The following is a 21,687-nucleotide window of genomic DNA, read 5'->3' on the forward strand; positions in this document are numbered from 1 at the left end:
GTTCGCGGCTGAAGCCGCTCCTACGGGGGTGTTTCCTCGCTGTAGGAGCGGCTTCAGCCGCGAATCGCCGTTCGTGACGCACCACGAACCCGAAGCTCATGGCTCCATCCATGGCGACAAAGGCGCGTCAAAATCATCCGCCATCTGCCAGTCGCGCCCCTGCATGCTGCCAGGCGGCGCGATAGGGCGCTTGTCTCCACCTTGCGCACGATGGCGGTTTTCGATCCACGACTGCGGTACGTCGGCAGCGGCGCTGGTGTGGACCAGCGGCACCGGCACCCCGTCGAGCGTCGGCAGGCCTTGGCGGCGGGTGGGCAGCAGCAGCCACAGCGCGGGCGTGCAGCCGGGACGGCCGACCTGGGCTTCGAGCTCGGACACGAGGCTCATCAGCCCATAGCGGGCAAGCAGGCCCGGGCTGGTGAGCAGGACCGGATCGGCGCTGCCGAGCAGACGGTCGCGCAGGCCGGGCAGCGTGCGCTGCACCAGGCGCTGCAGGTTGGCCCAGTCGCGGCTGTCGTGGGCGGCGCCGTCGGCGCGCAGGATGACGTTCCAGTCGGCGCCCAGGGCTTGGGCCTGCGCGCGCAGGGCCTGGATCATGAGGGCGTCGAAGCTGCAGCGGGCGAGCCCGCCGGCGACCGCCGCACCCGGCCCGAAACGGCGCAGCAGCTCGGCCTCGGCACGCACGACAAGGCGCGGATCGACGCACAGCACCAGCAGCCCGCCCTGGCGCAGGTTGCGCTGCAGGCGGTCTTCGAGCGCCTGCGCGCCCTGCACCGCGGCGTCGGCCAGAGCGAGGCCGTCGACGGTGGTGAGGCGCTGGAAGGCGGTGGTACCGCTGCTGGTGGTGCCCGACTGGAGACGGCGGTAAAGGCGCGCTTCGTCATCCCAGCGGAAAGGGGCGTCGACCTCTTCGAGCAGGCGGTCGAGCCGCGGGCGGTCGGGCAAGAGCTCGGCGAGGGGGTAGCGGCCGCGCACGCGCGCCTTGAGGTCGGCGACTTCGAGTTCCTTGAGGCTGACCAGAGCGCCGAGGGACTGGCGCAGCGCCTGCAGGGCCGGCATGTTGCGCGGGTAGATTTCTTGCCGACTGGAAAGCGCCGCAGTGCGCGAGGCTGCGGTGGCCAGGCGCAGCAGGCGGGCTGGCGGAATGGGGCGCTGCACATCGGCTGCATGGTCATCGACCGGCGCGGGCGGGCGAATGCCTTCGAGCGCCTGCATGACGCGCGTCAGCGGCAACAGCGGATCGGTCAAGGCGCAGGTGTCGGCCACGTCACCGAGCCGGTGCGCGTAGTCCGCCCAGGCGGAGCTGGTAGCGACGAGCGGGGTGGCCGCGTGGTCGAAGAGCTCGAAGCGGGGCTTTTCGAGGTGGCTCTCGGCCTCGAGGGCTGCGCGCAGCACCGCGCTGGCCAGGCGCAGGCGCTCGTCGTCGCGCTGTTCGGCGCAGCCGCGCAAGGCCAGCAGGGCGAGTGCGGCCTCGGTGCTGGTCATGACCTCGCCCTGGCCGTGCAGCAGGGTTTCGAGCTGGTTGCGCAGTTCGGTGAAGGCCGGATTCTTGAGCCAGCGCTCGCGGGCCTTGACCAGAGTGTCGGTGAGTTCCTTGCGGTCCAGGCCGTGGGCGGTCGCAGCCGCGCCGAGTGCCGGCCAGGTGCCAGCCGGGCCTGGCGAAGTGCGGGGCTGGCCCGGGTCAGTGGCGGCGGGGCTGCCGCCCTCGGCGTCCTCGTCCAGCCCGAGGAAGTAGGCGAGCGCGGCCTCTTCGGGGCGGTCGTCGCCAGCCGGGCGCCGCGGCAACAACTGACGGGCAAGCTCGTTGACGCTGATGGCGCGCTTGTCGGTGCTCTTGCCGCCGCCCTCCTCCGTGTCATGCAGCGTGCCACGCCCCTGGGTCAGGTCCGGGCGCAGCCGGGCGAGCTCCTTGGCCTTGAGGCGGATCTCCTTGCGAATCTTGTCACCCACGCCGCGCAGGTAGCGGAAGCGGATGCGATCGACCGCAAGCAGTTCACGCACGTTGTGAATGCCCATGCGCTCGAGCACATCGCGCGCTTCGAGGCTGTAGCCGAGCTCGACCATGGTGGTGTCGGCGTTGGCGGCAAAAGCGATGGCCTCGAAGCCCTGGGCCGAGGTCGGATGGGTGGTCGACAAGACTTCGAAGACGCGGCGCCAGTCGCGCAACATGTCTTCGGCATTGTCGAAGCGCTCGCGAAAGTCGCGGGCCAGGGCGTGTGAGAAGAAGGTGTCGAGCGGACCGCGGATGGCAGGGTCGAACACGCCGGTCTCGAACACAAGTTCGCCATCGACCACCACCGGTGAGCTGGCGCCATCACCCCAGCGCGGCGCCTTGCCCACGGCCATTTCGTAGAGGGTGACGGCCACCGCAAAGCGCTCGGCGTACAGGTCCCAGCGCTTGCCGGGGCGCAGCGGCAGGAAGGGGTCGAGGTAGGGCGGCGTGCCGGCGCTGAGGTTCTCGACCGGAGTGCGGCACAGTGAGAAGTCGAACAGAACGAGCTGCAGTTTGCCGCCGCGCCCGCCGCTGATGCCGATGTTATCGGGCTTGATGTCGCGGTGGATGACGCCCTTGTCCTCGATGTGGCGCACCGCCTCGATCAGTTCCTCGCCGAAGCGGCGCAGCAAGTCGAGCGACAGGCGACCGTCCCTGAGCTTTTCGGCCAGGGTGTGCTCGCCAGCGCTCTTGAGCACCAAGGCGGTGCGCCCGGCGATCTGCAGGGTCTGGCGGTACTCGACAATGTTGGGGTGGCGCAGCTTGGCCAGCGCCTCGCCTTCGGCCTGCAGATTGTCGCTGTGGGCGAGGTCGTTGGCCACCTTGAGGACGAACTCTTCGCCGCTGTCATCGTGCTGCACGAGCAGCGCAATGCTGGACGAGCCTCGCCCCAGGCGCGTGACGACGGTGAAGCCGCCTTCGAGCCGATCGCCCTTGACCGCATCGCTGGGATCGACGGTGGCTTCGGGGTCGGGCGTGGTGAGCTCGTCCTCCACACCTTCGAGGTCGGCCAGAAAACCCTGGATGGTGTCGTAGCGGCCGAGCACGTCCGGGTGGGTGGCGTACTGCACCAGTTCCTGCAGCTTCTTGCCGCAGCCATCCATCACATCCGACAGACGCAGGCCCTGGCCTTCGCGCAGCTTGACGGTGAGCTCCAATGTCGACGAGGCGGGCGAACGGCCGCTGAAGATCAAGAACGTGAGGCAACCAAGGGAAAATACGTCGAGCTCGGCACCATGGACCGGGTCTGCACGCGTGGTTTCGGGCGCCAGATAGACCAGGCCGGGGTCCTCGACATAAGCCTCGACGTGCTGGGTGCCGGTGGTGCGATGCACAGTGTCGTCGGCATCGACGTCGCGGGCGGCGGTCTGCCAGTTCATCAACTGGACCTTGAGCCCGCTGCCATCCTGGCGCACGAGCACGCTCTGCGGCCCGAGGGCGCGGTGATACAAGCGCTTGCCGTGGGCGTACTTGAGCGCTTCGGCGATGTCGCGCACCAGTTGCAGGCGCTGGTCCACCGTGAGGTGCTGGCCACGCTCGCGAATCAGGTGGTCGAGGCGGACCGAGGCCGGGTCATGATCGAAGATGAGCGCCGGCCCGAGCTCGCTGTCCTTGTAGTCGTTACAACGCAGGATGCCAGGGTGGTCGATGCCTTCGAGCACCTCGAACTCGCGGCGGGCCTGGCGGGCTCGGGCGCCGCGCTCTTCCGGGCTGGACGCGGTGGAGATGGTGTAGATGCGCACCCTCCGCTGCACCGTGTCGACGCTGACGTGGCGCACCTGCCAGTCCTGGTAGCCCTCGCCCTCGGAGATGAGCTTGACCAGCTCGTAGTCGCCGACCTGGCGATGTTTGTTGGATGGCCGCACGCCGGCCTCGGTGAGCCCGCGGGTGATGGCGCGCGCCTGCTGGTGGTCGACCGGGTGACGGATCGGCCCACGCAGCCCCTGCGCCAGGGCACCGACGATGCCACCATCGTCATCGGCACCGGGGCGCCCGCGCCGATAGGCGCCAGCTGCAGCGGAGCCTGTGAGCCGGAAATCGAGCGCGGTTGCGGACAGGAACACCAGCGGCTCGACGAAGGGCAGGCGGATCTTGGCCTTGGCGATGGCCGGTTGCCGACGCAGCAGGCTGGCGAGTCGCTTGGCCTTGCGGTCGGTAAGCAGGAGCGGGTTGTCGATGGTGCGGGTGTGAGCGTCCGTCACCCAGGTCCACGAGTGCGCATCGCCCGACAAGCGCCCGGGGCGGCTCTTGATCTCGACCAGGAACAGACCGGCGGGCGATAGCACCAGGGCGTCGACCTCATTGACCTTGCCTTGGTCATCGATGAACTCGAAGTTGCTCCAGACGTGCCAGGGTTCGCGGTCGGGCAGTTGCTCTCGCAGCCAGTCGAGCGCTTCACGCTCCCAGGCAAAGTTTGATTCGGCGATGACGTGCCAGCGTGACGGTCCCATGCTCATGCCTCCCTCCCCGGCTCGTCGGCCATGTATTCGAGCAAATCTGCGACGGAGCAGCGGAACAGCGCACAAAGATGATCAACTGCCGGAAGCTCGATGCGCGTCGCAGTGTTGCGGTACAGCGCCGTGACCGTGCTGCGATTAAGCCCGGTGAGCCGCGCGACATCAGCGATGCGCAGCTTGTCGCGATGCATCAGGGTGGAGAGGTGGCAGCGGATCATGGGTCGGGTAGGTTTCCCCCGTGTAGCGGAAGGGGCCTCAATGGGTCGGGGTGCTGCGCAGCGTAGTATTTTTATTTGAGCCCGGCAAATACATTTTCATGGAAAGGAGTACTCGGGGGAAAAGCGAGAGGCGCCCACATTGGCGCGGCGAGCCGTGAATACATGGGAGGTGGCCCTGCAACACCCGCACCAGAAAGGGACTTTTGCTTGCACTGAATCGCCCCGGCTTCCGTGGAGGCCGCTTGGTTCAAGTCAGGCCACGATGATGGCCTGACTGGCGAGTTGCCTGTAGTAGTGTCAGGTAGTGTCAGCCTCTGCGGGCGAAATATGACATTTGGGTTCGAGCTGCCCGTGATGGTTGAACCGGGACACCCATTCCAGGGATGCCAGCTGGCTCTAAGCCGTTTCCAGTGGAAATTGACTCTTCAAACATGACGGCGAGTGCTACAACCGCCCGACCCTGACGCTGACCTCGCACACCATGAGCACCCAGATCGAAGCCCTCTTCACCACCGCACTTGGCCTGCAGCCGCCCTGGCACGTTGCCAAGGTCGAGCTCAACACGAGCAAGCGACGCATCGACTTCGAGGTCGAGCACACCGGCAAGCGTGCAGCGTGTCCGGCGTGCGGGGCCGAGCCTGAGCTGATTCACGACCGGGTACGGCGCAGTTGGCGTCATCTCGACTTCTTTCAGTTCGAAGCCTGGTTGCATGCTGAGATCCCGCGCGTGCAGTGCAGCGGTTGCGGCAAGACCACGCAGTTGCCGGTGCCGTGGGCGCGCGAGGGCAGCGGCTTTACCCTGCTGTTCGAGGCGCTGAGCCTGTCGTTGTGCCGGGAGATGCCGGTGCGCCAGGTAGCCGGCCAGATGCGGGTTGCGCCCAAGCGCATGTGGCGGCGGGTGCGCCACTACGTCGAGGCTGCCCGCGCCAAGGACGACATGTCGGGCGTGCGCTACGTGGGCATCGACGAGACCAGCGTCAAGCGCGGACATGAGTACATCACCGTCGTGCATGACCTCGAGCTCAAACGCTTGCTGTTTGCCACCCCGGGGCGCGATCACACCACGCTGCAGGCCTTTGCCGAGGACATGCGTAGCCACGGCGGTGATCCGCTGACCATCGAGCATGCCTGCATCGACACGCTCGGTCGCATCGCGCACGGTGTATTCGTTTGAAGCGCACCGTCTGGCATATCGTCACGGGGCGATTCGCGGCATCCGCTTTTGACTGCGAAGGTGCGCGACTGTCCAGTTTGGCGTGGAATGCGTGTCCAGTTTGCGTGGAATACGCAGATCTACACCGCGCAGTCACAATCCCTGGCTTTGCTCGAGCTCATGGTGCAGGACGACCGCTTGCGAGCAAACTATGTGCTGATTCCCGCGCACGTCGATTTGCCCGAAACGCGCGTTAACGTCGAATCCCTGCCTACCGACTGGCGAGCTCTCGGTGCCCGCGGTGCTTTGCATGAAATCGGCCGCGCCTGGCTCGACAGTGCGCGTTCAGCGGTTCTGAGCGTGCCCAGCGCGGTGCTCCCGACCGAGCGCAACTACCTGCTGAATCCAAAGCATCCCGACTTCGCCCGTATCCGTCTCGGTGATCCTGTATCGCTCGCGGTCGATATGCAACTGTTCCGCAACCTAGGATAGTCGATCAAAATGCAGATTGCCCCCGCCATTGCGGGCGCCATAAGTCGTGCTGAGCGCATGCTGAATCGGCTCAACGCGCCAGCGGTGGCAGGGGCGCCGGAGGCCTCGCTCAGTGCCGCCAAACGCGTTTCTCCCGTCGGCAGACTCGCCTAGGCTACATGACTCTACTCTAACGTCGGCAGACTCCCCTACCCTATTGATTTTTTATGCTTATTGATTACGCTGCATGAGCCTCTTTTGCTGTTTATTCCCCTCGGCTAAGCCTGCCTGCGTAGCGTGCGCGGGGCTCGCTACGTTCTATGTGCAATCGTGTGCGATCGGATTGCACATAGCCGCTAAAACGGCCGATATGTGCAGCTTTGTGTGCAATTTTTGACCCGTCATTTTATTGAATATAAATCATTTTTTGCCTGAAAATCTACATATTGAGGACTCATAATCCTTTGGTTGCGGGTTCGAATCCCGCAGGGCCCACCAACAGGATCAAGAGCTCAGGAGAAATCTTGGGCTCTTTTTTCTTGGTGCGCCCCGCATGGCCGCACTCCTGCGGGGACAGGTCACCGTAGCTTGCTCACAGCGCTCGAAGTGAAGGGCAACTCGGCGAGGATGCCCAAGCCAAACCTGTACGGATTTTCCTCATATATCGACATGAAAAGATGTCATGTCGATTCGGTCGACACTTCTTCACAATCAGCCGATCGTAAGCCGGGACGGTGCCCGGGAGCCCTGGCTCTTTTTCATCTAAGCCCTTCGACAGGCTCGGAGCGAACGGTTTCTCCAGCTTGATTGCCAGTTTGATGGCGCTGACTGAGCAGCGCCTGAGGCGCTGGCCGGGGCTGCCAGTCGATCAAGTGCTGACCGAAGGCATGACTGGCGCCCTGGTAATAGGCGATGTCGCGGCGCAGGAGCGGGTCCTCGCTATCCACTTTCGTCTCATGACTCAGACCGAGCGCGTCATCGTGACGGCGCATGCCGCGGCGCGGGCTGAGGATGGCGAGGTCCTTGCCGTCGAACAGGCCGAGATGCTGGTAGTTGCCGAGCAGCGCGCGCCCCGGACGAGTCTCATCGCTCAGCACATTGCGTCCATAGAAGGTGGAGACGTAGTCCATGTTGAGCAGAGCCAGCAAGGTGGGAGCGAGATCGATCTGGCTGCTCAGCGTGGACACCTCATGCGGCACAACCAGGCCGGGCGCGAGGATGAAGAGCGGAATGTGATAGTTCGCCACCGGCAGGTCTTCCTTGCCGGCGCTGCCGGCGGTGTGATCCGCCACGAAGACGAACACCGTGTTGTTGAACCAGGGTTTGTCACGGGCGCGATCGAGGAACTGGCCGATGGCGTAGTCGGTGTACTTCACCGCGCCTTCCCGCCCACGACCGGAGGGGATGTCGATGCGGCCATCAGGGTAGGTGTAAGGCCTGTGGTTGGAGGTGGTCATCAGCTGCAGGAAGAAGGGCTTGCCGGCGGCGTGATCCTGATCTGCGATCTTCAGCGCCTGGGCATAGAGGTCCTCGTCTGCCATGCCCCACGCGTTCTGAAAATGCATCTGGTCTTCAGCCACGCTGCTCTGATCGACGATGCGGTAGCCATTGCCGCCAAAGAAAGCGTTCATGTTGTCGAAGTAGCCGCGCCCACCATAGGCGAACACGCTGTCGTACCCCTTGGCCTCGAGTTGCTGGCCGAGGCTGGCGAAGCCCGATTCGCGCCCGATGCGCTTGACGATGGAGCGCCCCGGCGTCGGCGGTATCGACAGGGTGATGGCTTCCAGGCCGCGATCGGTGCGCGTGCCGGTGGCGTAAAAATTGCTGAAGAACAGGCCCTGATCCCGTAGTGCGTCCAGGTTCGGGGTGAGGCCGCGGCGGTCACCGAAGCTGCCCAGATATTTGGCGCTCAGGCTTTCGATCGTGACCAGCACCAGATTGCGACGCTGCTCGAGTCCGGGGTTGTCGATTGCACGGCGAATGTCCAGTGGATCACTTCCGACAAAGCGGGCGATGGGCTCGCTCAGCTCTGCACGCAGCAGCGCAGCGGCACGCGGGTCGGGCAAGGTGGCGTAGAACTGCTGGTAATCGAGTTCGTTGTTGCGGAAAGCGGCGAAAAACTGGAATGGGCCGTTGCTCGCCAGTTCGCGCTGGAAGACGTTACCGCCCATGGCGAGCGGAAAGTTCTGGCCGATGACGGCGCTGACGGCGAAGGCGGCCACCGCCAGCGCGCCCACGTACAACAGGGCAGCGGACTTTTGCAGCAAAGGCGCTGCAAGCGCGCGCTTGAGGGTCGACCTCAGCCCCACCGTGGCGGCCATTGCCAGCAGCACCAGAAAGGCCAGCACGGGATAGATGGGGTAGGACTCGAGGATGTTGTTGATGACTTCGTCCGAGTAGACCAGGTAGTCCACCGCGATGAAGTTGAAGCGCACCCCGAACTCGTCCCAGAACAGCCATTCCGCCACCGCAACGAACAACATCGCAAACAAGGCAAGGCCGGTCAGCACATGGAGGAATAAAGTGTGGCCCTTGCTACGCCACAGCCGTTTCGGGCACAGCAGCACGTAGAGCGCCGGCGGCAGCGCGGCATAGAGCAGAAAGCTCAGGTCATACACCAGGCCTATGCCGTACAGGCGCAACACGTCGAACAGTCCAGCATCGGCGTCGGCGAGATGGGCGAGCAGGAGGACGGTGCGGGTGAGGAAGAACACGAGCAGCCAGCTGAGCAGGAGCACACTCAGATATCGTGTTTGGGCGTAGCGAAGCTGTGGCATCGTGAAAGTCTGTGGCAGATGAACGAGCCGCAGTCTGTCGCCCTCGACGTGAGCGCTGCGTCAAGGCGATGTGAAGAAAACGTCAATCCATGTAGAGGGAAGTGGTCGATGCGTATCCTGGTGGTCGAAGACAATCGCGACATTCTGGCCAATGTCATGGACTATCTTCAGCTCAAGGGCTGGAGCGTGGACTGCGCCCAGGACGGCCTCAGCGGCCTGCACCTGGCCACCAGCCAGCACTATGACCTGATCGTGCTCGACATCATGTTGCCGGGGATGGACGGCTACCAGCTATGTCGACGCTTGCGCGAGGAGGCGCGCAGCGAAGTGCCGATCCTGATGCTGACCGCCCGCGACGCGCTCGAAGATCGCCTGCAAGGCCTGCGCTCCGGCGCCGACGACTATCTGCTCAAGCCCTTCGCCCTGTCCGAGCTGCATGCCCGCATCGAGGCCATCCTGCGCCGCAGCCGGGGCAGCCGCACGCGCCGCCTGCAAGTGGCTGACCTGGTCTATGACCTCGATACGCTGCTCGTCACCCGTGCCGGCAAGCCTCTCAAGCTCAACCCGCTGGGCATGAAGCTGCTGGCGCTGCTGATGCAGAAGAGCCCCGCCGTGGTGCGCCGCGAGGTACTCGAGGAGGCGCTGTGGGGAGACGACTGTCCCGACAGCGACAGTCTGCGCAGTCACATCCACCTGCTGCGTCAGGTGATCGACAAGCCTTTTGCACGGCCATTGCTGCACACCCAGCACGGCGTCGGCTTTCGTCTGGCCGAGAGCGACGATGCGCTCTAGGCAACCCTTGATGCGTCGCATCGTCGTCGCCTTCGTGCTGATGACGGCGCTGGTCAGTGGCACCTTTTCGCTGGGCATCGTGGCCATCGTGCACGTACTCGAGGAGCACCTGGTGTCGCAGGAGATGCAGCGCGAGCTTGAGTCCGTGCTGCAGGATGATCTGCGCAACCAACGCCCGCCACGCCTGGGCCCTGCGACTCGGTTCTACGCCTCCAGTCACAGCGCTTATGAGGTCCCGCCGCAGTACTCCGCACTCGACGACGGCTTCACCGAACTGGTCGACGGGGAGCGTGCACTCTACGTCTACATCCAGACCCTCAACGGCGAGCGCTTCGTGCTGGTGCAGGAACAACACGAGTTCGAGGCGCGCGAGAAGGCCTTGTTCAACGTGGTGCTCGCCGGCTTCCTGCTCTCGGTGGCGGGCGCCTGGGGACTGGGCTGGCTCATGGCCAGGCGCGTCATGACGCCAGTCAGCCGGCTGGCCCGGCAAGTCAGCCATCGCGACCAGCTGCTCCCCCTGGCGCCGGCGCTGGCAGCCGAGTATGCCGACGACGAGGTCGGGCAGCTGGCCGCGGCCTTCGACAGCACCCTCGGGCAGCTGCGCGACTCACTCGAGCGCGAGCGGCTGTTCACCAGTGATGTCAGCCATGAACTGCGCACGCCGCTGACGGTGATCGCCACCTCATGCGAACTGCTGCAGCACGCACAGCTTGAGCCACGCCAGCGCGAACAACTCGGGCGCATCGAGCGCGCGAGCGAGGAAATGGGTGAGCTGGTGCAGACTTTCCTGCAACTGGCGCGCAGCAAGACGAACAAGACCGCCTTCGCGGCCAACTGCACGCTGCAAGAAGTGCTTGATGAGCAAGCCGCCCACTGGGGGCCGCAGATACGTGCCAAGGGGCTGGCGTTCGAGCTCGGCAGCGAGGGGCAGGATACGGGCGTCTACAACCCGACCTTGCTGCGCGCCGTACTCTCCAATCTGTTGCGCAACGCCCTGCACTACACCGACGAGGGGCGTGTCCGGCTTGTCGCCGAGCGTGGCGGCTTCCGGGTGGAAGACAGCGGCTGGGGCATCGCGCAGCAACAGCATGAGCAGGTGTTCCAGCCCTTCGTGCGCGGCGAACATGCGCGCGGCGAAGGCCTCGGACTTGGCCTGTCGCTGGTCAGACGCATCTGCACCCACCAAGGATGGACGATCCGCATTCGGGATCTCGAGCCCAGCGGCACTTGCTTTCATGTGGTGCTCGACAGCACCGCTTGAGGTATTTTTTTGGGAATGGCTTGGCTGCGGCCAGCTTGATGCGCGCGCCGGCCTCATGCAATCGACAGCGGCAATCGACAGCGGGCGTAATCAACAGCGCAACAACGGGCAGACGCCAGACGTGACGATGGGGACCGAAGTCCCCACCGGCTTTCTTGGGTTACAAGGCTTCAGCGGCCCCGGCAGTCAGCTTATGCAGCTACTGCGAAACGCTCATCGTTGGCGTTTATGGTTTTGCGCGGATTACGTCCGTCGCCTCTCGAGTTGCCTGCGCACCTTTGCCCGCCCTGTCGAAACCAGTACACCCCCACCCAAGCACACTCCCGAATGCACTTGGGTGGAGGTGAGGGGAATCGAACCCCTGTCCAGAACGCCTCCGGGTTGCCGGGATTACAACCATGGCTTGCATCTTACGCAGGCCGGCCGCGACATTCAATGGTTGCACTGGTCATTTCCCGTCCAAGTTGTAAGCGCGTCTGTCAAGCCTCGCACCAGCGTCGCACGCACACCAGCTGAAGCTCCCCACTACCCGGGGTCGCCCGCGGAGCTGACCGAGCTCGATACCGGCGCTTAAGCACGGCACAGGGCTGGGCCGCAGACTCGACTCGGGTGATAATGCCGGACTGCCGAACTAACGGACTCGATGCAATGAAGCGTGTTGACGACTTTCGCCTGAAGCTGGGATCCCAGGAATTGGTGCCGATCATGGTGGGCGGGATGGGCGTCGACATCTCGACGGCCGACCTCGCCCTCGAGGCGGCGCGCCTGGGCGGCGTCGGGCACATCTCGGACGCCATGCTGCCGACGGTTTCCGATCGCCGCTACAACACCAAGTACGTCAAGAACAAGCTCCAGCAGTACAAGTTCAACGTCGCCAATACCGACAAATCGGTCGTGCAGTTCGATCTTGGTCTGATTGCCGAGGCCACCGCGACCCATGTCAGCCGCACGATGGAGCGCAAGCAGGGCAGCGGCCAGATCTTCATCAATTGCATGGAGAAGCTGACCATGAACTCGCCCAAGGAAACCCTCAGGGCGCGGCTCAGAGCGGCGATGGACAACGGCATCGATGGCATCACCCTGGCGGCCGGCCTGCACCTGGGCTCGTTCGCACTGATCGAGGACCACCCGCGCTTTCACGACGTCCGGCTTGGCATCATCGTCAGCTCGCTGCGGGCGCTGCAGTTGTTCCTGAAGAAGAGCGCCCGCACCGGCCGCCAACCCGACTTCGTCGTGGTCGAGGGTCCACTCGCGGGCGGCCACCTCGGCTTCGGGCTCGATTGGGCACAGTACGATCTCGCCACCATCGTCGTCGAAGTGCGTGACTGGCTCAAGGCACAGCAACTCGACATCCCCCTGATCCCGGCCGGCGGCATCTTCACCGGCACCGACGCGGTCAATTTCCTCGAGATGGGCGCGGCGGCGGTGCAGGTTGCCACCCGTTTCACGGTGGCGAAGGAATGCGGCCTGCCAGAAACGGTGCAACAGCACTACTTCAAGGCCAGCGAGGAAGAGATCGAGGTCAATCAGATCTCCCCCACCGGCTACCCGATGCGAATGCTCAAGAGCAGCCCCGCCATCGGCAGCGGCATCCGCCCCAACTGTGAAGCCTACGGCTATCTGCTCGACTCGAGCGGCAACTGCCAGTACATCGAGGCCTACAACCGCGAGGTCGCGGCTCATCCGGAAGCGAAGAAGATCAAGGTCTTCGAAAAGACCTGTCTGTGCACCCACATGCGCAACTTCGACTGCTGGACCTGTGGCCACTACACCTACCGTCTCAAGGACACCTCGGTGCGCGAGGACAACGGTGATTACCGCATCCTCACCGCCGAGCATATCTTCCGCGACTACCAGTTCAGCACGGACAACAAGATCGCGCTGCCCGCCTGAAGCGGATAGCCGGGGTGTTTACCCGGGATGACACCGTGCTCGCGCTTCAAGGCGGGCAAAGTTCCTCGCCTGCACGGCGTTTAGCAGCGATAGTCCCGATGTCCATGCTCCCTGATAGCCGCCCATGAAAATCGTCATCGTCGACGACACCCCGCTCAACCTGTTGCTGATGGTCAAGCTCGTCGATCGCCTGCCCGGCGTCGAATCGCACGGATTCGAGTCGCCGCAGGAGGCCTTGACATGGTGCGCGCACACCGAGCCCGACCTCATCATCGTCGACTACATGATGCCGGACATCGACGGCCTCGAGTTCATTCGCCGCGTACGCGCCAGCCACAAGCACGAAGACGTGCCCATCCTCATGGTGACCGCGAACAACGAGCGTGGGGTGCGCTATGAGGCGCTCGAGTGTGGCGCCAACGACTTTCTGACCAAGCCGATCGACGCTCACGAGTTCGAACCGCGTGTGCGCAACATGCTCAAGCTGCGCGAAGCCCACCTCGCCACGCGCCAGCGCGCCGAGACCCTCAGCGTGGCGGTGCGCAAGGCCACCGCCGCGATTCTCGACCGCGAACGCGAAACCATCACCCGCCTCGCGCGCGCCGCCGAATTCCGCGACCCCGAGACCGGCGCTCACATTCAGCGCATGTCGCACTACTCGGCAGTGATTGCACGCCGCATGGGCCTGGGGAGCGAGCTTGCCGACGCCCTGCTGCTGGCGGCACCCATGCATGACGTCGGCAAGCTCGGCATCCCTGACACCATCCTGCTCAAGCCCGGACGTCTGACAGTCAACGAGTTCGAGGTGATGAAACGCCACCCCCTCATCGGCCATGACATCCTCAAGGACTCTTCATCCGAAGTGCTGCGACTGGGCGCTCGCATCGCCTTGTCTCACCACGAGAAGTTCGATGGCACAGGCTACCCCAACGGCATCGCTGGCGAGGCAATTCCCCTCGAGGGCCGCATCGTCGCTGTGGCCGACGTATTTGACGCGCTGACCTCCTCCCGCCCCTACAAGCCCGCCTGGCCTTTCGCGCGCGCCATCGCGCTCCTGCGCGAAGGCCGGGGCAGCCACTTCGACGCACGCTGCATCGACGCCTTCCTGTCGAGCTGGGACGAGGTACTCGACATCCACACCCGCTTCGTCGACGAACCCGAACACACGACCGTTCAATAGCTTTCCGGACCGGGTTTCTGGACCGCCCCACAGCCGTCGGAACACCCCACTGCGTATGCGACCCAGGCTTGGTGGCGGCACCTCTGAAGTTCAACGCAACATCATCACCACGCGCAAGCCGGGCTTGCCGAGAAACTTCCAGTCGATGATGATGCTGCGACGAGGTTCAGACTCCGCAAATCATCCTTGGACAAGCCCGCATGAAAATCTACACCACCGCCCCCCTGGAAGATCCGCGCAAGGCTCGCACCATCTACAAGGAACTGGAGGACATCGGCTATGACGGAGGCTTCTCCTTCGAAGCCAAGCACGACCCCTTCCTGACCCTCGCCGTCGCGGCCGAGCACACGAGCACCCTGCGCCTGGGCACGGCCATCGCCATCGCCTTCGCCCGCAACCCCATGAACCTGGCCAACCTGGGCTACGACATGCAGTCGATCTCCGGTGGCCGCTTCTTCCTCGGCCTGGGCTCGCAGGTCAAACCCCACATCGAGAAGCGATTCAGTTCCGTCTGGTCCCATCCGGCCGAACGCATGCGGGAAATCGTGCTGGCCATCAAGGCCATCTGGAACTGCTGGGAGGGCAAGGCGCCGCTCAACTTCGAAGGCAAGTTCTACCGTCACACCATCATGATCCCGGCTTTCAACCCGGGGCCGAACCCCTTTGGTCCGCCACCGATACTCACCGGCGGCTTCGGCCCGCTGATGACGGCGGTCGCTGGCGAGGCCGCCGACGGCTTCATCGGCCACCCCTTCAACACGCGGCGCTCATTGCTGGAAAACACGCTGCCGGCGCTGGAAAAAGGCTTGAGCAAATCGGGCCGCCAGCGCAGCGATATCGAGATCATCTGCGCCACCCTGGTCGTCACCGCCGATACCGAGGAAGCCTTTGAGGCCTCCAAATTGGCAGCGCGCAAGCAGCTGGCTTTCTACGGCTCCACGCCTGCCTACCTGCCCACACTGGCCTGCCATGGCTGGGACGACGTCCATGCCGAACTCAATCGGCTGTCCAAGGCGGGCCGTTGGGACGACATGACCGGCCTCATCAGCGACGAGATCCTCAATGAAGTTGCGGTGCTGGGGGAGCGTCACGAAATCGCCGGCAAGCTGCGCGCTCGTCTGGCCGGCATCGCCGACGGCGTCAGCATCACCCACAACCGCTGTCCCGACCCTGGCCATTGGGCTGACATCGTGCAGGCATTCAAGCGGGAAGGATGAAGACCAGGAGGTAGCAAGGATGAGCGCTAGCGATGACGAAGATGTTCTGCGCCAGGGCTGGGCAGACTTTTGCGACGAGTTGAAGAGAGCCGGAGAGATCCCGTTCCGGGCCACGGTGCCACCCCATGTCAATGATCGCACTGCCGGTTTCGAGGTCCTGGCCCGCAACATATCGCTGGCCTTGAACTTCCAACACGACTACGCGGATCCGCTCCATCCGGAGTTGATGCACTATTTCGACCCCGTGCGCAAGCAGGGCGGCGACAACACCGACGCGGTCTATGTTGGCGCCACCATCAATGGCACCGACACCTACCGCATCAGCGGCGACCGCGGCAGCGCCCGCTATTTCGCCGTCACCTCGGTCGAGCAGGGCCAGACCCCCTGGGGTGGCAAGGTAGCTCAGACCCTCTTCGCCGATGACCTTCAGGTGGACGCTGATGGCAGCTTCGAACTCATCTGCAGTCCCGAGCCCCAGCCCGGCAACTGGCTGCGCACCACCCCGGAAACCTTTCGCGTCACCTTCCGTCAGTTCTTCGCCGACTGGGAGAACGAGCGCCCCATGAAGGCGCGCATCGATCGATTGACCGGCGACATGAGCCCACCGCCACCCCCGACACCGCAACGTCTCGCACGGCAACTGCTGGCCTCGGCCAAATGGGTCAACGAGTCCATCGAGTTCTGGGTCTACATGATCAACATGTGGAAAGCCCAACCCAACACCTTCCGCTCCTACAAGCAACTGGCAGATCAGGCCATCGACGCCACGCCGGGCGGCGAGCCCATGATTGCCTACTGGGCCCTGCCGCCGGACGAGGCCCTGATCATCCGCGTGCGACCTCCCCGCTGCCAATACTGGGCGGTGGAGTTCGGCAACTACTGGTGGACCACCATGGACTACCGCTACCGGCTGTCCAACACCAACTGCCATTACGCCCAACTGGAAGGCGACGGCGAACTGATCGTCGTCATCGCCCACGAAGATCCGGGCTTGCCCAACTGGCTGGATCCCTCCGGTTATGCGGAAGGCTATGTCTGCTACCGCTGGATGCTGTCTGACGCTTACCCGGCCCCTGTGGCCACCCAGATCAAGTCGGCGCAGTTGTCCGAACATCTGCCGGCCGACGTGAAGCGCATCAGCCCGAATGGACGCCGCGAACAATTGGCAGCCCGGCGCCGGGGCGTGATCAACCGCTTCGGCAATATCTGAACGACATCCCCTTTTCCAGGAGAGGCCCAGATGAGCGCAGGCACGCCGACAGGCTGGACACCCCCAGCACGCCCCGACTGGCTGGCAAAGCTCAACCAGGAAGGAAGGGGCATGGACATTGCCAGCCTGGTTCCCCTGCGCGCCCAGGAACTGCTGGACACGGCGATGGCCAACACGGGCCTCTCCGACTTCGGCAAAGACGAATGGCGCGAGCCCTTTGAAATTCTGGTCAAGGCGATAAACGAGGAGGCGGAGCTCAACCTTTTCGGCCGCCTGATGACGCGTAGCGATCTGCTGATCTGGCTTCAGGAGCGGCTGGAGATCGAGGAAACCTACCGTCGCCATCCGGAGATCGAGGACGAGATCGTGGATGCGCCGGTATTCATTGTCGGCCAGGCCCGCTCCGGCACTTCCATTCTGTTCGAGTTGCTTTCACAGGACGGGCAGTTTGGCGTCCCGACCAACTGGGAAATCATGTTTCCCTGTCCGCCACCGGAGGCCGCTACCTACCGCAGCGACCCGCGCATCGCGAAGGCCCAGCACCTGCTGACCCAATGGCATCGGGTGGCCCCCAGCTTTCTCGCCATGCACGAGCTGGGGGCAAGCATACCCAACGAGTGCAAGGTGGCCATGAATTGCACCTTCGTCACCGACAACCTGACCGGCATCTTCCAGATTCCCAGCTATTACCAGTGGCTGACGCAGGCGGATCTCTCCGTCCCCTATGCCTACTACAAGCGCATGCTGAAGCTGTTGCAATGGAAGAACCCTCGTTCTCATTGGCTCTTGAAATCGCCCTCCCATACCGAGAGCCTGCCTGTGCTGTTCAAGGTGTTTCCTGATGCCCAGGTGGTCTACACGCACCGGGATCCGATCAAGGCCAGGGCTTCGGTCACCAATCTGCTCGGCACCCTCTACTGGATGCGCAGCGACAAGCCATTCGATGCCGCCGCCTTCGAGCGCCTGCTGACGCCGGAGGCCTATGCTCACAGCCTCAACCGGGTCATTGAGCAGATCGAGGACGGCAGCATCCCCCGATCCCGCATCCATGATCTCCTGTTCGCCGATCTGATGGCCCAGCCCCAGGAAACGCTCGCCCGACTGTATCAGCAGATGGGCCTGCCGTTCTCCGAGCAGGCCCGCAGCAACGTGCTCAGCTACCTGGCCGAAAAGCCCCAAGGCAGATTCGGCCAGCATCAGTACAGCGTCGGCGAACGCGACCAGATCGCCAGGGAACGGGAGATTTTTGCCCGCTATCAGCACTTCCACCACGTACCGGACGAGCTCTGATGGCCTGCGATGCGAGCGAGCTTGCCTCCATCAGCGGTGCACTGTTGCCGGTAAACGGCGCGATTCATGGTCCCACCAACGACTGACATCGACGAGGAGAACCGGCATGGATCTGGACCTGAAAGGCAAGACCATCATCATCACAGGTGGCAGCGGCGGTATCGGCCAGGGCTTGGTGATGGAATTCGCCCGCGAAGGCTGCAATGTGCTCAGTGCTTCAAGGGATGCGGCCACCGGCCAAAAGCTCGCTCAGGAGGCCAAGCAGCAGGGCCTGCCCGGCCAGGTGCTGGCAGTGGCCACCGATGTCACCCAACGGGCCAGTGTGGAGGCGATGATTGAAATCGCCCACCAGCAGTTCGGCCCCATCGACGGACTGGTGAACAATGCCGGCGGCGTTGCCCACCCGGCTGCCTTTGCGGAACTGGACGAGGCGGCTCGACGCTGGGAGATTGCGCTCAACATTGATGGCGTCGTGAATTGCTGCCAGGCGGTCGCCAGGGACATGTTGGCTCTGGGCCGAGGGAGCATCGTCAACATCTCCTCCAACTCCTCCCTGCTGGGCGAGGCCGCCGCGGGCGTCGCCCACTATGGCGCCACCAAGGGTTTCGTGAATAGCCTGTCCAAGGCGCTGGCCTGGGAATGGGCCAAGCAAGGGGTGCGCGTGAACAACATCTGTCCGGGCTGGATCGTGCCCCACAAGGCGGAGAACGTAGGCGGCGGCAGCTTCTGGAACCGCTTCGGTTTTGAGCAACTCGGCAAGCCGGAGGACATGGAACGAGCGCGCCTGGAGGGCAGTCTGTTCAACATGAGCGGGCTGCCCACCCCTCGCCTGGGGCGCCCCGAGGATATCGCCAATCTGGCGCTGTTCCTCATTTCGGAGCGCTCCAGCTACATCACGGGACAGCTCATCAGCGTCAGCGGCGGCGCCTATATGCCCTGAGCGGCTGTTCATGAAACCTGAAACCCATGTCGAGCACGGGTTTTACGTGACTCACAATCGCGACGTCATCATCCCGTGCGCTACGCTGCTAGGCATGATCGACTTTGCGCTCGATCAGCTCGATCTTGTAGCCGTCGGGATCTTCCACGAAGGCGATGACCGTCGTGCCGTGCTTCATCGGTCCCGCCTCACGCACCACTTTTCCGCCACGGGCGCGGATTTCCTCGCAAGCCTTTTTCGCGTCGACAACCTCCAGCGCGATATGACCGTAGGCAGTGCCCAGCTCGTAGGCATCAACACCCCAATTGTGGGTGAGCTCGAGCACGGCACCGTCCTGTTCATCCTGATAGCCGACGAAGGCCAGGGTGAACTTGCCATCCGGGTAATCATGCTTGCGTAAAAGCCGCATCCCCAGCACTTCGGTATAAAAGGCAAGTGAGCGCTCAAGGTTGCCGACGCGCAGCATGGTGTGCAGCATTCGCATGTTCAGTTTTCCTTTAAAGTCGATTCGTCGCACGCGACGAAGGTCTCAGTCTTCAGCATTGATCAAGCCGGCGTCGTTCGCCTCCATGGTTCCGAACACCGGCAACTGCAGCGCCGCCGCGCGCAGCCGCGCCCGTGCTTCGCGCCAGTCCGGATAGACCGACTCCACCACGGCCCAGAAACGAGGCGAATGGTTCATCTCGCGCAGATGGGCGAGCTCATGCGCGACGACATAGTCTATGAGCGCCGGGGGCAAATGCACCAGCCGCCAGTGCAGACGGACTCCGGAGCGGCTGCTGCAACTACCCCAACGCGTGCGTGCGCTCGTCAGCCGTAGCTCGGGCATGGGCAGACCAAGGCGCTGGCAGTAGATCTCCACGCGCTCCCGGTACCACGCCAGCGCCCGCGCGCGCAGGGCGCGTTGCAAGGCCTGTGCAACATCGCCCTGAGCGGGAAGATGCAACTCTTCACCACCATCGTCATCGAGCCGCCACTGGCTGCGGCGCCCGCTGCCGAGCCGCAGTCGCAGCGGGCGTCCGAACAAAGGCAACTCAGCCCCGTCCACCAGCGTCAGCGGCGGCGCCGCCATGCGCTGCCGCGAGCGCTGCAGCCGCTCCAGCAGCCAGGCGCCATGTCCGCGCACGAAGTGCTCGACTTCAGCCAGAGGAGTGCGCATGGGCACCGATACCCGCGCGCCGCGATGATCGACCTGCAAGGCAAAGGATCGGCGCTGCGAGCGCCGCAGCGTCAGCCTCACCTGCAGACCTTCGATATCGAGCTCATGCGCCTCTTCGCTCGCCGCCGCCGCGCGCCCAGCACGCGCGCGCATCAGACCTTGTCCTGCCACTCCAGCCCACGTGTGTCGATATCAGCCTTGATCAGCGCCATCGCCGCAGCCACGGATGCGGCTGTGCCCTTCATGCCGAGTTCGAGCGAGCGCCGCTGGCCTTGCGCCGCCAACGTGGGGAGACTGAACAAGGTGGCGCCGGGGAAATCCGCAGTGATCTGCTGCATCATCCCGATCAGCTGACCCTCGTAGGTGTCCCAGATGGTGATGGCCTGCTCCACATAGTCCTCGGCGTGATGCAGGTGCGCGTAGCGCTGGTCGAGCACCCACTCCACCATGGGCCAGGCCATGACCGGAAATCCCGGCGTGAAATAGTGCTCGCGGATGGAGAAGCCCGGAATGCGGTTATAGGTGTTGGGGACGATCTCACTGCCCAGCGGATAGACCCCCATCTGCAGACGCTCGGCGGTGATTTCATCACCAAAGCGGGCACGGATCTCGGCCTCGGCTTCGGGGTGCAGCGCGAGTTCCACCCCCAGCGCTGCGCCCGCCGCCTCGCGCGTGCGGTCATCGGGGGTGGCCCCGATCCCACCAAAGCAGAAGACCACATCGCCGCTGGCGAAGGTCTGACGCAAGGTGGCGGTGAGTTGCGCCAGATCGTCGCTGCAATAGCGCGCCCACGACAACTTGAGCCCACGTGCGCCAAGCAGCTCGATGAGCTTGGCGAGATGTTTGTCGCTGCGACGACCGGACAGAATCTCGTCGCCGATGATCAATGCCGCAAATTTCATGAGCCTGCCCGCGCAAGGTTTGGTGCTTCGGCGTCGAGCAAGGTCACGCCGCGCAAGCGCCGATCCTGCCGCAGACGCTCGAGCAGATAATGGACAAAAGCCAGCCCTGCGTAGGCCGGCGCGACCAGGTTGATCACCGGCACATAGGCGAGCAGGGCGGAGCCGCCGCCGAGCAGCAACATCTGCGGCCGCCAGTCGCGACGCAGGCGATGCAACTCCTCAGCGTCCGCATGCAGCATCAGGGCGTCGTAACCAAAGGCGCGCTGGTTGAGCCAGCCGGTCAACAGCACTGCGGCCAGCAGCCCTACCCCTGGAATCAGCCAGAACGGCAGTGAAACAATCAGCGCCAGAAGGAACAGGATGCCCGCCAGAATCGAATTCCAGGCGCTGCCCAGGCTGGAGCCGCCGCGTCGCTGCTCGACATCGGCGTAGTCGCGCCGGCTGACACGCTCGAGCATGAGCGGCAAGGCAATGGTGGCAACGATCAGCGCCGCGGTGACGTAGATCAGCGGCACGAAAGCCAGCCCCACGGCAATCTGGACGAGCACCAGCGTCACCGCCGCAGCAGCTTCCGAGGTCGAGATCCAGCCCCCCACGAAGCTCCACCCGCCCACCCAGGCGTAAATCCAATCAGTGACCGGGGTCCACGCCAGCACCGCCACCAGCGTCCACACCAACATCGACACCACGCCCGGCCACAGCAGGTGCCAGAAGATGTCGCGGCGGAAGAGGCTGCGCGTGGCGCGGCCGAAGGCAAGCAATATGTCTTTCATCC

General features: G+C 64.1%; 16 protein-coding genes, 1 other RNA gene and 1 pseudogene. 10 read left to right on the forward strand and 8 right to left on the reverse strand.

The features are described 5' to 3' along the window. Positions 1 to 96: 96 nt before the first annotated feature. Both pglW and M622_RS25020 read right to left on the reverse strand, forming a co-directional pair. Entirely contained in the window at positions 97 to 4,449 is a 4,353-nt protein-coding gene (pglW, locus tag M622_RS25015; protein ID WP_084520670.1) for a BREX system serine/threonine kinase PglW, read from the reverse strand. Further along, on the reverse strand, positions 4,446 to 4,667 hold the full coding sequence (locus M622_RS25020; RefSeq protein WP_031346377.1) for a helix-turn-helix domain-containing protein: 222 nt from the start codon (positions 4,665 to 4,667) through the stop codon (positions 4,446 to 4,448). The genes pglW and M622_RS25020 overlap by 4 nt, the downstream gene beginning before the upstream one ends. A 481-nt stretch (positions 4,668 to 5,148) precedes the next feature. Between M622_RS25020 and M622_RS25025 the strand changes: the two are divergent. Both M622_RS25025 and M622_RS25030 read left to right on the forward strand, forming a co-directional pair. After that, positions 5,149 to 5,832 (forward strand): annotated as a pseudogene (locus M622_RS25025) (transposase family protein); the annotation flags it as partial. A 168-nt stretch (positions 5,833 to 6,000) separates the two neighbouring features. Beyond that, on the forward strand, positions 6,001 to 6,312 hold the full coding sequence (locus M622_RS25030; RefSeq protein ID WP_245543036.1) for an RES family NAD+ phosphorylase: 312 nt from the start codon (positions 6,001 to 6,003) through the stop codon (positions 6,310 to 6,312). A 737-nt stretch (positions 6,313 to 7,049) separates the two neighbouring features. Here M622_RS25030 and M622_RS25035 read toward each other — a convergent pair. Then, complete coding sequence (locus M622_RS25035; RefSeq protein WP_021248317.1) at positions 7,050 to 9,029, reverse strand: LTA synthase family protein; 1,980 nt, start codon at positions 9,027 to 9,029, stop codon at positions 7,050 to 7,052. Between the two features lie 147 nt (positions 9,030 to 9,176). Between M622_RS25035 and M622_RS25040 the strand changes: the two genes are divergently transcribed. Both M622_RS25040 and M622_RS25045 read left to right on the forward strand, forming a co-directional pair. Further along, entirely contained in the window at positions 9,177 to 9,860 is a 684-nt protein-coding gene (locus tag M622_RS25040; RefSeq protein ID WP_021248318.1) for a response regulator transcription factor, read from the forward strand. Then, positions 9,850 to 11,121 (forward strand): sensor histidine kinase, encoded by a 1,272-nt coding sequence (locus M622_RS25045; protein WP_031346381.1) that lies wholly within the window; start codon positions 9,850 to 9,852, stop codon positions 11,119 to 11,121. The genes M622_RS25040 and M622_RS25045 overlap by 11 nt, the downstream gene beginning before the upstream one ends. Before the next feature lie 122 nt (positions 11,122 to 11,243). Here the strand turns inward: M622_RS25045 and ssrA are convergent. Further along, positions 11,244 to 11,570, reverse strand: a transfer-messenger RNA (tmRNA) gene (ssrA, locus tag M622_RS39590). 199 nt (positions 11,571 to 11,769) lie between these two features. Here ssrA and M622_RS25050 point away from each other — a divergent pair. From M622_RS25050 to M622_RS25075, 6 genes are all read left to right on the forward strand, one after another. After that, positions 11,770 to 13,014, forward strand: coding sequence for a nitronate monooxygenase (locus M622_RS25050; protein ID WP_021248320.1), 1,245 nt, complete (start codon positions 11,770 to 11,772; stop codon positions 13,012 to 13,014). A gap of 124 nt (positions 13,015 to 13,138) precedes the next feature. Next, positions 13,139 to 14,194 carry an HD domain-containing phosphohydrolase gene (locus M622_RS25055; protein WP_021248321.1) on the forward strand — a complete coding sequence of 352 codons (1,056 nt, stop codon included), beginning with the start codon at positions 13,139 to 13,141 and terminating at the stop codon, positions 14,192 to 14,194. Between the two features lie 200 nt (positions 14,195 to 14,394). After that, positions 14,395 to 15,411, forward strand: a complete 1,017-nt coding sequence (locus tag M622_RS25060) for a TIGR03617 family F420-dependent LLM class oxidoreductase (RefSeq protein WP_021248322.1) — start codon at positions 14,395 to 14,397, stop codon at positions 15,409 to 15,411. Positions 15,412 to 15,430: 19 nt separating this feature from the next. Then, positions 15,431 to 16,621 (forward strand): DUF1214 domain-containing protein, encoded by a 1,191-nt coding sequence (locus M622_RS25065; protein ID WP_021248323.1) that lies wholly within the window; start codon positions 15,431 to 15,433, stop codon positions 16,619 to 16,621. Positions 16,622 to 16,651: 30 nt separating this feature from the next. Then, a complete protein-coding gene (locus tag M622_RS25070) occupies positions 16,652 to 17,911 on the forward strand; it encodes a sulfotransferase family protein (protein WP_031346384.1) in 1,260 nt (419 codons plus the stop codon). Positions 17,912 to 18,017: 106 nt separating this feature from the next. Beyond that, positions 18,018 to 18,851, forward strand: coding sequence for an SDR family NAD(P)-dependent oxidoreductase (locus M622_RS25075; protein ID WP_021248325.1), 834 nt, complete (start codon positions 18,018 to 18,020; stop codon positions 18,849 to 18,851). An 88-nt stretch (positions 18,852 to 18,939) separates the two neighbouring features. Here M622_RS25075 and gloA read toward each other — a convergent pair whose 3' ends face one another. The 4 genes from gloA to M622_RS25095 are packed head-to-tail and all read right to left on the reverse strand — an operon-like array spanning position 18,940 to position 21,685. Continuing rightward, entirely contained in the window at positions 18,940 to 19,335 is a 396-nt protein-coding gene (gene gloA / locus M622_RS25080) for a lactoylglutathione lyase (protein WP_031346385.1), read from the reverse strand. Positions 19,336 to 19,380: 45 nt separating this feature from the next. Then, positions 19,381 to 20,163, reverse strand: a complete 783-nt coding sequence (locus M622_RS25085; RefSeq protein WP_021248327.1) for a M48 family metallopeptidase — start codon at positions 20,161 to 20,163, stop codon at positions 19,381 to 19,383. Continuing rightward, entirely contained in the window at positions 20,163 to 20,912 is a 750-nt protein-coding gene (locus M622_RS25090) for a competence/damage-inducible protein A (protein WP_021248328.1), read from the reverse strand. Before M622_RS25090 ends, M622_RS25085 begins: the two co-directional genes overlap by 1 nt. Continuing rightward, on the reverse strand, positions 20,909 to 21,685 hold the full coding sequence (locus tag M622_RS25095) for an EI24 domain-containing protein (RefSeq protein ID WP_021248329.1): 777 nt from the start codon (positions 21,683 to 21,685) through the stop codon (positions 20,909 to 20,911). The genes M622_RS25090 and M622_RS25095 overlap by 4 nt, the downstream gene beginning before the upstream one ends. Between the last annotated feature and the right edge of the window lie 2 nt (positions 21,686 to 21,687).

This window comes from Thauera terpenica 58Eu (assembly GCF_000443165.1).
GTDB classification, from domain to species: domain Bacteria; phylum Pseudomonadota; class Gammaproteobacteria; order Burkholderiales; family Rhodocyclaceae; genus Thauera; species Thauera terpenica.